The following is a 14,504-nucleotide window of genomic DNA, read 5'->3' on the forward strand; positions in this document are numbered from 1 at the left end:
CGTCGGGAGGGCGACGTGCGGTGGCGGCACCTCGATAGGCGCCCCGCCGCGGACCCGCACAATGCGAGAAGTCCCTGCGCGGATCCAGCCAAGCGGGCTCCGCGCAGGGACTCTGCCGAGTGGCAGCTAGCAGCTAGACCCCGATGAGGCGCTGTGCCAGGTATTCCTCGACCTTGTCGAGGGCGATGCGCTCCTGCGTCATGGTGTCGCGCTCGCGGATGGTGACGGCCTGATCGTCGAGGGTGTCGAAGTCGACGGTGATGCAGAACGGGGTGCCGATCTCGTCCTGGCGGCGGTAGCGGCGACCGATGGCTCCGGCGTCATCGAACTCGACGTTCCAGTGCTGGCGCAACTGGGCGGCGAGGTCCTTGGCCTTGGGGGTGAGGTCAGCGTTGCGGCTCAGCGGCAGCACGGCGGCCTTGACGGGGGCGAGGCGACGATCGAGGCGCAGCACGACTCGGGTGTCCACGCCGCCCTTCGAGTTGGGCGCCTCGTCCTCGCTGTAGGCGTCGACAAGGAATGCCATGAGCGAGCGGGTCAGTCCGGCCGCGGGCTCGATGACGAAGGGGGTGTAGCGGGTTCCGGTGGCCTGATCGTAGTAGGACAGGTCGACACCGGAGTGCTTGGCGTGGGTGCTCAGGTCGTAGTCGGTGCGGTTGGCGACGCCCTCGAGCTCGCCCCAGCCGCTGCCGGAGAAGCCGAAGAGGTACTCGATGTCGACGGTGCGCTTGGAGTAGTGCGAGAGCTTGTCCTTGGGGTGCTCGAACAGGCGCAGGTTCTCGGGGTTGATGCCGAGGTCGGTGTACCACTTGAGGCGGTAGTCGATCCAGTACTGGTGCCATTCCTCGTCGGTTCCGGGCTCGACGAAGAACTCCATCTCCATCTGCTCGAACTCGCGGGTGCGGAAGATGAAGTTGCCGGGGGTGATCTCGTTGCGGAAGCTCTTGCCGATCTGCCCGATGCCGAACGGGGGCTTCTTGCGCGAGGAGGTCATGACGTTGGCGAAGTTGACGAAGATTCCCTGGGCGGTCTCGGGCCGCAGGTAGTGCAGGCCCTCCTCGTCATCGACGGGGCCGAGGAAGGTCTTGAGGAGCCCGGAGAAGGCGCGCGGCTCGGTCCACTTGCCGGGCTGGCCGGTGTCGGGATCGTTGATGTCGGCGAGGCCGTTTTCGGGCGGGTGGCCGTGCTTGGCCTCGTACGCCTCGATGAGATGGTCGGCGCGGTAGCGCTTGTGGGTGTGCAGCGACTCGACGAGAGGGTCGGTGAAGACATCGACGTGGCCGGAGGCCTCCCAGACCTGGCGGGGCAGGATGACCGAGGAGTCGAGACCAACGACGTCATCGCGGCTAGTGACGATGTTGCGCCACCACTGCTTCTTGATGTTGTCCTTGAGCTCGACACCGAGCGGGCCATAGTCCCAGGCGGAGCGGGTGCCGCCGTAGATCTCGCCGCAGGGGTAAACGAGACCGCGGCGCTTGCATAGGTTGACGACCGTGTCGATACGGTTGGACTTGCCTGCCACTGGGGGTGCACTCCATCTTGTCGCGAGGTCACTGATCTCTTCAGCGCTGTCGGCCAGCACTGTGGGGCCAGCCGGGAGACTTCTCAGTCCCGGCCAGTCTAGGCAACGCTGGGACGAACGCTAAACCGGCCCGGCCTGCTGCGCTAGGCTTGCGCCTTGACATGCACATCCGTGCATATAATCATGGTTATTGTTTCCATTAATCGTGAGGAGCTTACCCTGACCGGCACCGGCATCTTCGACGACAGCAGCGAGGTCGAGCACACCAAGCCGACCACGCCCGCGGCCCCGCTCCCCCCGCAGCGCACCCTCATCGCCGCCGGCGAGCTCCTCCGCGCCCTGGCCGCGCCCGTGCGCATCGGCATCGTCCTGCAACTGCGCGAGTCCGAGCGCTGCGTGCACGAGCTCAAGGACGCCCTCGGCGTCACCCAGCCACTGATCAGCCAGCATTTGCGCATCCTCAAGTCCGCGGGCGTCGTGGAGGGCGAGCGCTCCGGCCGCGAGGTCCTGTACCGCCTCGTCGACGACCACCTCGCGCACATCGTCGCCGACGCCATCGCACACTCGGAGGAAACCCGATGAGCACCAACCCCCCCACCAGCACCGGCAAGCGCGCCGCGCCCACCATCGGCGTGCGCTCCACCCGCCAGCGCAGCACCATCACTGCACTGCTCGACGACGTCGACGAGTTCCGCTCCGCCCAGGAGCTCCACGACGTGCTGCGCCAGCGTGGCGAGACCATCGGGCTGACCACCGTCTACCGCACCCTGCAGTCCATGGCGGATACGGGCGCGGTCGACGTCCTGCGCACCGACACTGGCGAGGCGATGTACCGCCGGTGCTCGAGCTCGCACCACCATCACGTCGTCTGCCGCGAGTGCGGGTACACCGTGGAGGTGCACGGCGATGTCGTCGAGAAGTGGACCGCGTCAGTGGCGAAGGCGAACGGGTTCTCGGACGTCTCCCACATCGTGGAGATCTTTGGCGTGTGCGGGGAATGCCAGCGCAAGGGATAGGCCTCGCCATGCCCCGCGATTCGTACCCCGCGACAGTGCGAAAAACGACAGGCTCGAGCACGGGAGCTGTCGTTCTTCGCACTGTCGCGGCCGGGTAGGGGCGAGCACGCCCCGGCCCCAGAGCCCCTAGCTGGTGTTGACCCCTCCGTAGCGGCGGTCCCGCTTGGCGTACTCGACGCAGGCGTTCCACAGGTCGCGCCGGTCGAAGTCAGGGAACAGGGTCTCCTGGAACACGAACTCGGCGTAGGCGGACTGCCACAGCAGGAAGTTGGAGGTCCGCATCTCGCCGGAGGGCCGCAGGAAGAGATCGACGTCGGGCATGTCCGGCTCGTCGAGGTGGCGGGCGAGCATGGCCTCGGTGATGCGGTCTGGGTCGAGCTTCCCCGCGGCGGCCTTGCGGGCGAGCTCCCGGGCGGCGTCGACGATCTCCGCGCGGCCCCCGTAGTTGACGCACATGGTGAGGGTGAGCTTGGTGTTGTCCTTGGTCATCTCCTCGGCGATCTCGAGCTCGCGGATGACGCTGCGCCACAGCCTCGGCCTGCGCCCGGCCCAGCGCACCCGCACACCCATCTCGTGCATCTCGTCGCGACGGTTCCGGATGACGTCGCGGTTGAACCCCATGAGGAAGCGGACCTCCTCGGGGCTGCGGCGCCAGTTCTCGGTGGAGAAGGCGTAGGCCGACAGCCATTGGACACCGATCTCGAGGGAACCGCACACGACGTCCATGAGGACGGACTCGCCGCGCTTGTGGCCCTCGGTGCGCGGCAGGCCACGTTGCTCGGCCCAGCGGCCGTTGCCATCCATGACGAGGGCGACGTGGCGGGGCACGAACTCGGCGGGCAGCCGGGGCGGTGTCGCGCCGGAGGGGTGCGGGTCCGGGGGGCGGACCTCGCGCGCGTCGCTTGCTGCAGTCTTCCGCCAGGATGATCGTCGCTGTGCCACGGTTCTCATCTTGCCTGACGGGCGCTGCGGCCTGGGAACGGGGACGCACGGGCCGGACCCGCGGTGTCTAGGCGGGCGCGCCGACCGGGTCCGGGGCGGGCCCGGTGTGAGGGCGGTTTCGCTCGATGAGGGGCAGCGTGCGCAGTTGCCGCTCGAGGTGCCATTGCAGGTGCGCGGCGGTGAGTCCACTGGCCTGGCTGCGCACCGCGGGCGTCGTGGCGAGGGCGTGGTCCCAGTGCCCTTGCACGAGCGCGGCCATCAGGGCGAGCACCTCTGCACTGGGGGTAGCGGCACCGGCGGGGCGACAGGCCACGCACACGGTTCCGCCCGCGGCGACGTGGAAGGCCCGGTGCGGGCCGCTGGTGCCGCAGCGCGCGCAATCCCACAGGGCGGGCGCCCATCCGGCAAGGCCCATGGCGCGCAGCAGGTAGGCGTCGAGGATCAGCTCGGTGGGGCGCTCCTCGGCGACCAAGGCACGCAGCGCGCCCACGGTGAGGTGGAAGAGGCGCGGGGCGGGTGCGTGCTCCTCCCCCGCGAGGCGCTCGGCGGTCTCGAGGATCGCGCAGGCGGTGGTATAGATGCCGTAGTCGGTGACGGTCTCCGCGGCGAACCCATCGAGCACCTGCACCTGGGTGACGATGTCGAGGTTGCGGCCGGGGTAGAGCAGCACATCGACGTGGTTGCCGGGCTCCAGCCTCGCGCCGAACTTGGAGCGGGTGCGGCGGATGCCCTTCGCGACGGCACGGACGATGCCGTGCTCGCGGGTGAGCAGGGTGAGGATGCGGTCAGCCTCGCCCAGCTTGTGCTGGCGAAGCACGATCGCGCGTTCCCGGTATAACCTCACGAACCTAGTGTGCCATCGCGGTACGACATGTTCACCGCGGCTCGCGCTGGGCCGGGACCGCACGACGCGCGGGAGGCGCTGCGTGCCGCTCGGGCACCTGGAACTGGTAGCCGAGGCCGCGGATGGCGCGCAGCCACTCGGGATCGTGCTCGTCATCGCCGAAGCGCTTGCGCAGCCGGGCGATGTGGACGGTGAGGGTATTGCTGTTGGTGGCATTGCTCCCCCACACCGCATGGACGAGCTCGGTGCGGGGCACCACCATGCCGGGGCGCTCGGCGAGGTAGCGCAGCAGGAGGTACTCGCGCGGGGGCAGGCGCACGCAGTCACCGTCGAGCCACATCTGGGGCGCCGCGCCGTCGATGCGGAGCCTGCCGAGATCGATGGTGCTGCGCCTGGCCTCGTGGATGGCAACGCTGTTGAGGTAGGACTGCACGATCACGGCAAGTTCCTGGGTGCGGTAGGGCTTGGGCACCACGATGTTCGCCGCGGTGGAGGCACGGGCGACGAAGTCGCCGTCGCTGGGTGCCGCTGCGACCAGGATCGGCAGGTCGGGATCGCCCTGGCGCACGAGCTCGAGGAACTCCAAGGAGCTGATCAAGCCACCGACGGGGGCGAGCACCACGAGGTCGGGCCGGAGCCTGCCGACGATGAGCAGCGCCTCCGCGGGCTCGAGGCACGCCTGGACGGTGTAGGGCTGCCCGCGCAGGCCCTCGGCGAGCGCGGTGACGGCGTCCTTGTCATCGTCGACCACGAGGACCATCGGATGGTGGCGGGCGGTTGCTGGATCACTGAGCTCGGATAGCTTGCGCGCGCCCACGAACGCGACATCGATGTTCGCCACCACCGCGTTGTCACTTCACTTTCTGCTCGGGGCCCTGCCTGTGGCGAGCGGCGCGGGGAAGGACCATCAGCCGAAGCGGCCGGAGATGTAGTCCTCGGTGCGCTGATCGCTGGGGTTGGAGAAGATCTTGGCGGTGTCGTCGTACTCGATGAGGCGGCCGGTGCGATCACCATGGTCATCAGCCTCGGCAGTGAAGAAGGCGGTGCGCTGCGAGACGCGCGCGGCCTGCTGCATGTTGTGGGTGACGATGACGATGGTGAACTCCTGGGCGAGATCGGCCATCAGGTCCTCGATCTTGAGGGTCGCGATGGGGTCGAGCGCGGAGCACGGCTCGTCCATGAGGATGACCTCGGGCTTGGTGGCGATGGCCCGGGCGATGCACAGGCGCTGCTGCTGCCCGCCGGAGAGCGCGAGGGCGCTGTCCTTGAGCTTGGACTTCACCTCGTCCCAGATCGCGGCCTTGCGGAGGGCTTCCTCGACCAGGTCATCCATGTTGTCGACCTGCATGTTGGTCACGCGCGGGCCGTAGGCGACGTTCTCGTAGATCGACTTGGGGAAGGGGTTGGGCTTCTGGAAGACCATGCCGATGCGGCGGCGCACCTCGGTGGCGTCGACGCCCTCGCCGTAGATGTCGGTGCCCTCGAAGCGGACCATGCCCTCGACGCGCGCGCCGGGGATGAGGTCGTTCATGCGGTTGAGCGACCGGAGCACGGTGGACTTTCCGCAGCCCGAGGGACCGATGAGGGCAGAGACCTCGTTGCGCGCGAACGTCATGTTCACATCGCGCACGGCCAGGTGCTTCTTGTAGAAGACCCGGACGTCATCGCAGGTGATGGCGGGGCCGCTGCGGCTCGCGGAACGTGCTGGGCGGGCATGCCCCAGATCGAGGCGGAGGCCAGGCTTCGCGCCAGCGTCGGTGGTGTGGGACAGATCCGTTCCAGATGACGTCACATGGGCCATGGGGTTTGCTCCTCGCGTGGTGTGGGTCCAATCGGGCCGGACGGTCGGGGTTTCCTGCCCGTCCGGTGACTCGGCGTCAGCCGAAGCGGCCACTGATGTAGTCCTCGGTCCGCTTGTTGGTGGTCTTGGTGAAGATGTAGTCGGTGCTGGCGAACTCCACGAGCTCGCCCGCGCGGCGGTCGCCGTCCCCGTCCTCGACGCTGAAGAACGCAGTCTTGTCGGACACGCGGGCTGCCTGCTGCATGTTGTGCGTCACGATCACGATGCTGAATGACTCGGCGAGCTCGCGGATCAGATCCTCGATCTTCAGGGTAGCGATTGGATCGAGCGCTGAACAGGGCTCGTCCATCAGCAGCACCTCGGGCTCGACGGCGATCGCGCGCGCGATGCACAGGCGTTGCTGCTGCCCGCCGGAGATGGCAGTGCCGCTTTCCTTGAGCTTTTTGTGCACCTCGTCCCAGAGCCCAGCGCGCCGCAGGGACTTCTCGACGAGGTCATCCATGTTGCCCTTGTAGCCGTTGAGGCGGGGGCCGAAGGCGACATTGTCGTAGATCGACATCTGGAATGGGTTGGGGCGCTGGAAGACCATGCCGATGCGGCGGCGCACCTCGCCCCCGTCGATATCGGACTCGTAGATGTTCTCGCCGTTGAAGCGGATCTCGCCGTCGACGCTGGCGCCGGCCACGAGATCGTTCATGCGGTTGAGCGACCGGAGCAGCGTGGACTTGCCGCAGCCGGAGGGTCCGATGAACGCGGTCACCTCGTTGCGGGCAATGGTGAAGCTCACATCGCGCAAAGCGGTGAAGCTGCCGTACTTGACCGACACCTGGTCGATCTCGAACACCGGATCCTTGGCACTGCCGGTCGGTGTGGCCGAAGCTGCTTTTTCCTGGACTGTCATGGTTATCACTTCCGCTTGTTGGCCCGGGCCCCGATGATGCGGGCTGCGATGATCATGAACAGGACGAGCCCGAACAGTGCGAGCGCTCCGCCGAAGGCGCGCTCGAGGCCCGCCTCGAAGGGCTGCCGGGCGCCGTTGTAGATCTGCAGCGGCACGGCGGCCTGGGGATCGCCCTGGAAGGCTGTGACGAGGAAGACGGAGCCGAGCGCGGTGAGGATGAGCGGCGCGGTCTCGCCGATGCCTCGAGCCACCGCGAGCATGGAGCCGGTGATCAGCCCCGGCGCCGCAGCAGGCAGCACGGTCCGCATGATGGTCTGCGCCTTGCCCGCGCCGAGCCCATACGAGGCATTGCGCCACTCGTCGGGGACGAGCTTGAGCATTTCCTCGGCCGAGCGGGTGACGATCGGGAGCATGATGATCGCGATGGCGACGGCCGCGGCGAAGGTGCCGAAGCCGAGCGAGATCCAGCCCGAGACCAAGAGGCCGTAGACGAACAGGCCCACGAAGATCGAGGGGATGCCGGTCATGACGTCGGTGAAGAACCGGACCACCATGGAGAGCTTGCCCGTGCCATATTCGACGAGATAGACCGCCGTGGCGATGCCCAGCGGCACGGCCATGAGGATGGCGAGCCCGGTGATGTAGAACGTTCCGAAGAAGCCGGCCAGGTAGCCGCCGCCCTCGCGGGTGTAGGGGGGCTCGTTCTCGGTGAAGAACTCGATGCCGATCACGCCCGCGCCGCGGTAGGCGATGTAGGAGACGATCAGCACGAGGGGGATCGCGGCGATCGCCATGCCTGCGGTGAGGAGGCTGCTGAACACCGTGTTCGAGATGGTGCGCCGACCGGCGTTGCCGGCCCGGTTGCGCAGGCTGCGATGCTCCGCGCCGGGGGTTGGTTTATCGAGCTGGGTGGTCATACTGCTGAGTCTCCCGTCATGCGACCGAGCCGCCATACGATGATGCGAGCGACAACGTTGACGATCATGGTGACGACGAAGAGCGCGACACCGATCGCCATGAGGCCCCGGATGGCCTCGGGGGCGGCGTCCTGGAAGGTCGCGGCGATGTGCGCGGCCATGGAGTCACCACCCTGCACGAGGCTGGTACTGACCTTCTGGGTACTGCCGATGAGGAACAGGACGGCGACGGTCTCGCCGAGCGCGCGGCCAAGCCCGAGCATGGTGCCGCCGACGATGCCCGAGAGGCTCGAGGGCAGGATGACCTTGCGGATGACCTCGAAGCGGGTGGCCCCGAGACCGTAGGCAGCGTGCTGCTGGTCGATCGGGTTGACGAGGAAGACCTCGCGGAAGATCGCGGTCATGATCGGCAGGATCATGATGGCGAGCACGATGCCAGCGCTGAGGTAGCTGGTGCCGAAGACAGGGCCCTCGAGGAGGAAGAACCAGCCGAAGGTATCCGCGAGCGGCTCGAGCACGAAGGGGCGCAGCACGTTGGGCATGAACCAGAAGAAGCCCCACATGCCGAAGATGATGGAGGGCACCGCGGCGAGCAGCTCGACGCTGTAGGAGAGCGGGCCGCGGAGCTTGTTCGGGGCGAGCTGGGTGAGAAACAGCGCGACCGCGATGGCGAGCGGCAGGGCGATCACGATGGCGATCAGCGCGCTGACCAAGGTTCCATAGATGAACGGCCAGGCGCCGTAGGTGCCGGTGATCTCGGTGCGGGAGTACCCGGCCTCCCAGTCGGGGCCGAACAGGAAGCCGAAGAAGCCTTCCTTCTGGAAGATCGGCAACGCGTCCTGCGTGGTGCGGATGACCATCATGGCGAGGATGATCAGGACGGTCGTGGCCGCGATGGCCATCGTCCAGCGGAATATGGGGTCTGCGAAGCGGCCGCGCGAGCGGTTTCGCAACTCGGGACCACTAGGTGGTGTGAGTACCGACATGGGGTCTTGTCTCCGTATGTCTGCGTCGGGGCAAGGGTGGTGCTGGGGACGCGGTCCAGCGCGGTCGGCGATGACCGACCGCGCTGGGGTTCTACCGCCTAGCAGTCACTGCGTTCAGTTCTGCGAGTTGATGCGCTCGACCTGCTCGAGCACGCGATCCTTGAGGCCGTCACCCATCGGGGCGTAGCCGAGCTCGAGGGCGAGCTCGTCAGCCTCCTCCGAGGTGAGCACCCAGGTCCAGTAGTCCTTGAGCATCTCGGCAGTGTTCTCCTCGTAGCCGCACTCGTAGGCGAAGATCCAGTTGGTGCCGGTGATCGGGTACCCGTCGCCACCGATGCCATCGATGGTGAACTGGAACGACTCCGGGATCTCCGCTTCCTCGGAGGCCGCGGTGGTGGCCTCGAGTGTCGGGTAGATCTCGTTGCCATCGGAGTTGACGACGGCCGCCTGCGGCATGCCCAGCTCGAGAGCGTAGGCCTGGTTCACGTAGCCGAGCGCGCCACGGTTCTGCTCGATCTGGCCGGAGACGCCCTCGTTGCCCTGTCCACCGATGGTGCCGTTGGCCCACTGGATCTCGGTGCCCTCGCCGAACTCGCTGGCCCAGTCCTCGTCCTCGGTGTTGAGGAAGTGGGAGAACACGAAGGTCGTGCCGGAGCCGTCGGAGCGGTGCACGGGGATGATGTTGAGGTCGGGCAGATCCATGTCCGGGTTCAGTTCCGCGATGGCCGGATCGTTGTAGTTGGTGATGTCGCGCGCGTAGATGTCCGCGATCACCTCAGGGGTGAGGACCATGCCGTCGAGCGCGGGGTCGTTGAACGCGATTGCCACGGAACCGAAGATGACGGGGAACTGGATGGCTTCGCAGCCGCGGCCGTCAGAGGCCTCCTGGAGGGCCTGGTCGGTGAGGAAGCGCTCGGAGGAGCCGAAGTCGACGGTCTGGCGCAGGAACTGCTCGATGCCGCCGCCGGAGCCGATGCTCTGGTAGTTGATGCGCACGCCGGGCTCGGTCTGCTGGTAGGAAGCAGCCCACTCCTGGAAGACAGGGTTGGGGAAGGTAGCACCGGCACCGGTCAGGGTGCCGTTGAGCGAGCCCTCGCCGCCGCCGTTATCACTGCTGCAGGCCGCGCCGAATGCCACGACCGGCACCGTCGCGCCGAGGGCGATCAGGGAACGCCACTTGCCCATGCTTTTCTCCTTGGAAGAGTTCGTTCTCGTTTTCAGCGGTTCCGCCAAACAAGGTGAACGTATCCGGTTCGAATGAACGAGGAGTGCCTGTAGGCAAACGAAAGGTGAACAGAGCTGATCGCCGCAATGAACCTCTGCCGGGGGTGTGTCCTGGGACACCCGGACAAGCTTGTCCCATTGGTCCTAGAAGCCTAGTTTTCCCAGCTGTTTGGGATCGCGTTGCCAATCCTTTGCAACCTTGACATGCATGTCGAGGAAGACCTTCGTGCCGAAGATCCGCTCGAGCTGCGCCCGGGCCGCGCTGCCGACCGCACGCAGCCGGGTACCGCCCTTGCCGATGATGATGGACTTCTGGCTGGGCCGCTCGACGTAGAGGTTCGCGAAGATGGTCAGCACGGGCTGGCCCTTCTTGTTCGTGCTGTCCTTGAGCTCCTCGATGACCACCGCGAGGGAGTGGGGCAGCTCATCGCGCACGCCCTCGAGCGCGGCCTCGCGGATGAGCTCGGCCATCAGCACGATCTCGGGCTCGTCGGTGAGCTCCCCCTCGGGATACAGCGCGGGTCCCTCGGGCATCATCGTGCGCAGCAGCTCGGTGAAGCGCTCGACGTTCTCGCCGGTCTTCGCCGATACCGGGATCACCTCGGCCTTGTCCCCGAGCTGCTGGGACACAGCAACGAGTTGCTCGATCACCTCGGCCTTGGACACCTTGTCGATCTTGGTGACCACCCCGATCACAGGTGTGCGGGGGGCCACCGCCTGGAGCTGCTCGAGGATCCAGCGATCACCAGGGCCGATCTTCTCGTTCGCGGGGATGCACACGCCCACGGCATCGACCTCGGCGTAGGTATCCCGCACGAGGTCGTTGAGCCGCTGGCCGAGCAGCGTGCGGGGGCGGTGCAGGCCCGGGGTGTCGACCATCACGATCTGCCCGTTCCCGCGGTGGATGATGCCGCGAATGGTGTGCCGGGTGGTCTGCGGGCGCGAGGAGGTGATCGCGATCTTGGCGCCCACGAGCGCATTGGTCAGGGTGGACTTGCCCGTGTTGGGACGGCCCACGAGGCAGACGAACCCGGATCGGAAGTCAGTGGTCATGGTGGTGTTCCTTTGTCTTGTCCGGCTTCCGGCCAGCATCTGTCATGGCTGCGCCCGAGAGCTCTTCCTCATGCTCGGTGACCTCGGGGTCGGCCTCGATGACCCGGCTAGCGAGCACGGTATGGATACGCACCCTCCCGCGGAGATCCTTGCCACCCTCGGCCACCAGCCTGATGCCGTTGATGTGCACCTCGGAGCCGGGCAGCGGGACACGTCCGAGCTCGTGGGCGAGCAGCCCGCCGACGGTCTCGACATCCTCCTCGATCCGTTCGTCGAACAGCTCGCCAAGATCATCGATGGAGATGCGAGCCGATACGCGGAACATGCCGTCCTCGAGCGGGACAACGGGCGGTGTCTCGTCCGTATCGTACTCGTCGGCGATCTCGCCCACGATCTCCTCGAGGATGTCCTCGATCGTCACGATGCCCGCCACGCCGCCGTACTCATCGACGAGCACCACCATATGGTTGCGATCGCGCTGCATATCAGCGAGCAGCACATCGAGCGGCTTGGTGTCGGGGACGAACACCGCGGGGCGCATCAGCTCCCGCACCACGACGCTCCGCCCGCCATCGACCGCCGTGTACGTCTTGGTCACCAGGTCCTTCAGGTAGACGACACCGCGGATGTCGTCGACGTTCGAACCGACCACGGGGATCCGCGAGTGCCCGCTGCGGATCGCCAGCGAGGTCGCCTGGCCCGCGTGCTTGTCCTGCTCGATCCACACCATCTCGGTGCGCGGCACCATCACCTCCCGCGCGATCGTGTCTCCCAGATCGAACACGGACTGGATCATGCGATGCTCGTCGGCCGCCACGACTCCCCGCTCCTGCGCGAGATCAAGCAGCTCGCGCAGCTCGATCTCCGAGGTGAACGGACCGTGCCGGAAACCCTTGCCCGGCGTGACGGCGTTGCCCAGCAGGATCATGCCGCGCATCAATGGACCCAGCAGCGTGCCCAGGACACGCAGCGGGATCGCGACGGCCACCGAGACGCTGTAGGCGTGCTGGCGCCCCAGCGTGCGCGGCCCCACGCCGATGAGCACGTAGGACACGACGACCATGATGATGGCACTGAGCACGAGCGCCCAGTGGGTCTCGAGCCGGTCGAGGAGCAGGGACGCGAGCAGTACCGTCGAGGCGATCTCGCACACCACCCGCAGCAGGATGGCGAGGTTGATGTACTCCGCGCGATCATCGACGAGCCTGCGGAGACCGCGGGAACCGGTGGCGCCCGATTCGGCGATCTCCTGGACGCGCGCCACCGATAGCGTATTGAGGGCGGCATCGATGGCGGCAAAGACTCCGCCGAGAAGGACAAGAAGGGCAATGGTGGCGAGCAGCATGGCGTCGAGGCTTTCCGTGGCCGGTCCCGTCACCGATCCGAGGAGTCGTCGAGGAGGCCGACCTTGCCGAGGAGCCGCCGGTCACGCTCGACCTGCGCGGCCTTGCGCGCTTTCTCCTCCTGGGCCGAGACCCAATCGGCGAGCAGCTGGTTCTGCAGCCCAAACATCTCTTTCTCCTCGTCCGGCTCGGCATGGTCGTAGCCGAGCAGGTGGAGAACCCCGTGCACGGTGAGGACCGCGAGCTCGTGCTCGGGCGAATGACCGGCCTGCTCGGCCTGCTCCGCGGCCACCTGGGGGCAGATGATGATATCGCCGAGCATCGCGGGACCTGGCTCCGCCGCATCGGGCCGCCCGCCCGGCGTCAGCTCGTCCATCGGGAACGACATCACATCCGTGGGGCCAGGCAAATCCATCCACTGGACATGCAGCTCCGCCATGGTTTCCTTGTCCACGAAGACCATCGATAGCTCTGCCGCCGGGTGCACATCAAGCCGGTCGAGGGCGTATCGCGCCACCGCCATCAGGCGCTTCGCCGGTACTGCCACGCCACTCTCGTTGCTGACTTCGATGCTCACCCTGCGGTGCTACCTTTCATGGTTCTGCTGGCCCGATTCTCGTGCCGCGCGCGGTGCGCTGCCGATGGTGCTCATACCCTACCGCCCACCGGGGTCGGCTCCTACCTGCGCGGCAACCGGTGATCGGGACCACGCCGGCGCGGACCGTCCCCCACCGGCCGCGGCCCGGCGGACCGCTCGGCATCCTCGAACCGCGCGTAGGCATCGACGATGTCGGAGACGAGCCGGTGGCGCACCACATCCTTGCTGGTGAGCTCGATGCGAGCAATGCCGTCGATGCCCTGCAGGATCTCGGAGGCCACGTGCAGGCCAGAACGAGTGCCCGAGGGCAGGTCCACCTGCGTCACGTCACCGGTGACGACGATCTTCGACCCGAACCCGAGGCGGGTGAGGAACATCTTCATCTGCTCGGGAGTCGTGTTCTGCGCCTCGTCGAGGATGATGAACGCGTCATTGAGCGTCCGGCCGCGCATATAGGCAAGCGGAGCCACCTCGATCACCCCGGCCTGCATGAGCTTGGGGATCGCATCGGGATCGAGCATGTCATGCAGCGCGTCGTACAGCGGCCGCAAGTACGGGTCGATCTTCTCGTTGAGGGTGCCCGGCAGGAACCCGAGCCGCTCCCCCGCCTCCACAGCGGGACGCGTGAGGATGATCCGGGTGACATTCTTCGCCTGCAGCGCTTGCACGGCCTTGGCCATGGCCAAGTACGTCTTTCCCGTGCCCGCGGGCCCGACCCCGAAGACGATCGTGGACTCGTCGATCGCATCGACATAGGTCTTCTGGTTCACGGTCTTCGGGCGGATCGTTTTGCCGCGCCGGGAAACGATATCGAGGCTGAGCACCTCGGCGGGAGACTCATGCGTGCCCTCGGTGAGCATCGCGACACTGCGCTCCACGGCATCGAGGGTGAGCGCCTGGTCGCGTCCCACGATGGTGAGCAGCTCATCGAGCACGCGCTCGGCGAGCGCCACGTCCGAGGCATGGCCGGTAAGGGTCACCTCGTTGCCGCGCACGTGGATATCAGCGTTGAGCAAGCGCTCGAGAAGGCGAAGGTTCTCGTCCGCCGAGCCGAGCAGCGGGAGCACCGTGTGGGGCGGCAACTGCAAGCTCGAGCGCACCGAGCGCTCCAATGCAGCGCGCGCCGACTGGATGGGCGTCGACGGGGTCGACGTGTTCTGGTCATCGTCCTGGGCCGACACGATGGGTCGCGAACCTGCTTCCTGGTAGCGATGCGGGAACCACGCGTAGCGCGTGATCGGATGGCTTCAGTCTATGCCGGGTTGCCGCCCGGCGTCGCGCGAGAATCCTGCGCGGGCACGGCCGCCGGTGGAGATCCGGGCCCACCTGGCCCAATCGATAGCCGCGCTAGTCGATT

Annotated in this window: 15 protein-coding genes; 2 read left to right on the forward strand and 13 right to left on the reverse strand. The window is 67.0% G+C overall.

Annotation, left to right across the window (positions count from 1 at the left end):
* Positions 1-133: 133 nt before the first annotated feature.
* Positions 134-1,522, reverse strand: coding sequence for a glycine--tRNA ligase (locus tag QC765_RS14025; RefSeq protein WP_278315055.1), 1,389 nt, complete (start codon positions 1,520-1,522; stop codon positions 134-136).
* A 183-nt stretch (positions 1,523-1,705) separates the two neighbouring features.
* Between QC765_RS14025 and QC765_RS14030 the strand changes: the two genes are divergently transcribed.
* A complete protein-coding gene (locus QC765_RS14030; RefSeq protein ID WP_278315056.1) occupies positions 1,706-2,104 on the forward strand; it encodes an ArsR/SmtB family transcription factor in 399 nt (132 codons plus the stop codon).
* The gene (locus QC765_RS14035) at positions 2,101-2,538 is read left to right on the forward strand and encodes a Fur family transcriptional regulator (RefSeq protein ID WP_278315057.1); all 438 of its coding nucleotides are present in this window, start codon (positions 2,101-2,103) and stop codon (positions 2,536-2,538) included. Before QC765_RS14030 ends, QC765_RS14035 begins: the two co-directional genes overlap by 4 nt.
* Positions 2,539-2,664: 126 nt before the next feature.
* Here the strand turns inward: QC765_RS14035 and QC765_RS14040 are convergent, their stop codons facing one another.
* The 12 genes from QC765_RS14040 to QC765_RS14095 form a co-directional block, all read right to left on the reverse strand.
* A complete protein-coding gene (locus QC765_RS14040) occupies positions 2,665-3,489 on the reverse strand; it encodes an isoprenyl transferase (RefSeq protein WP_373876757.1) in 825 nt (274 codons plus the stop codon).
* Positions 3,490-3,547: 58 nt separating this feature from the next.
* Positions 3,548-4,324, reverse strand: coding sequence for a DNA repair protein RecO (recO, locus tag QC765_RS14045; protein WP_309297306.1), 777 nt, complete (start codon positions 4,322-4,324; stop codon positions 3,548-3,550).
* Positions 4,325-4,355: 31 nt separating this feature from the next.
* Entirely contained in the window at positions 4,356-5,165 is an 810-nt protein-coding gene (locus QC765_RS14050; protein ID WP_278315059.1) for a response regulator transcription factor, read from the reverse strand.
* A gap of 66 nt (positions 5,166-5,231) precedes the next feature.
* On the reverse strand, positions 5,232-6,125 hold the full coding sequence (gene pstB, locus QC765_RS14055) for a phosphate ABC transporter ATP-binding protein PstB (protein WP_278315060.1): 894 nt from the start codon (positions 6,123-6,125) through the stop codon (positions 5,232-5,234).
* Positions 6,126-6,201: 76 nt separating this feature from the next.
* On the reverse strand, positions 6,202-7,026 hold the full coding sequence (pstB, locus tag QC765_RS14060; protein WP_278315061.1) for a phosphate ABC transporter ATP-binding protein PstB: 825 nt from the start codon (positions 7,024-7,026) through the stop codon (positions 6,202-6,204).
* 5 nt (positions 7,027-7,031) lie between these two features.
* Entirely contained in the window at positions 7,032-7,943 is a 912-nt protein-coding gene (pstA, locus tag QC765_RS14065; protein ID WP_278315062.1) for a phosphate ABC transporter permease PstA, read from the reverse strand.
* Positions 7,940-8,929, reverse strand: a complete 990-nt coding sequence (gene pstC / locus QC765_RS14070; protein ID WP_278315063.1) for a phosphate ABC transporter permease subunit PstC — start codon at positions 8,927-8,929, stop codon at positions 7,940-7,942. The genes pstA and pstC overlap by 4 nt, the downstream gene beginning before the upstream one ends.
* 114 nt (positions 8,930-9,043) lie before the next feature.
* Positions 9,044-10,114 (reverse strand): phosphate ABC transporter substrate-binding protein PstS, encoded by a 1,071-nt coding sequence (pstS, locus tag QC765_RS14075; RefSeq protein ID WP_278315064.1) that lies wholly within the window; start codon positions 10,112-10,114, stop codon positions 9,044-9,046.
* Positions 10,115-10,297: 183 nt separating this feature from the next.
* Complete coding sequence (gene era / locus QC765_RS14080; RefSeq protein WP_278315066.1) at positions 10,298-11,206, reverse strand: GTPase Era; 909 nt, start codon at positions 11,204-11,206, stop codon at positions 10,298-10,300.
* Positions 11,196-12,551 (reverse strand): hemolysin family protein, encoded by a 1,356-nt coding sequence (locus QC765_RS14085; protein ID WP_278315135.1) that lies wholly within the window; start codon positions 12,549-12,551, stop codon positions 11,196-11,198. The genes era and QC765_RS14085 overlap by 11 nt, the downstream gene beginning before the upstream one ends.
* Before the next feature lie 29 nt (positions 12,552-12,580).
* Positions 12,581-13,126 carry an rRNA maturation RNase YbeY gene (ybeY, locus tag QC765_RS14090; RefSeq protein ID WP_278315068.1) on the reverse strand — a complete coding sequence of 182 codons (546 nt, stop codon included), beginning with the start codon at positions 13,124-13,126 and terminating at the stop codon, positions 12,581-12,583.
* A gap of 101 nt (positions 13,127-13,227) precedes the next feature.
* Positions 13,228-14,328, reverse strand: a complete 1,101-nt coding sequence (locus QC765_RS14095) for a PhoH family protein (protein ID WP_373876758.1) — start codon at positions 14,326-14,328, stop codon at positions 13,228-13,230.
* Positions 14,329-14,504: the final 176 nt, after the last annotated feature.

The sequence above is a fragment of the Hoyosella levis genome, from assembly GCF_026008515.1.
Lineage (GTDB): Bacteria > Actinomycetota > Actinomycetes > Mycobacteriales > Mycobacteriaceae > Lolliginicoccus > Lolliginicoccus levis.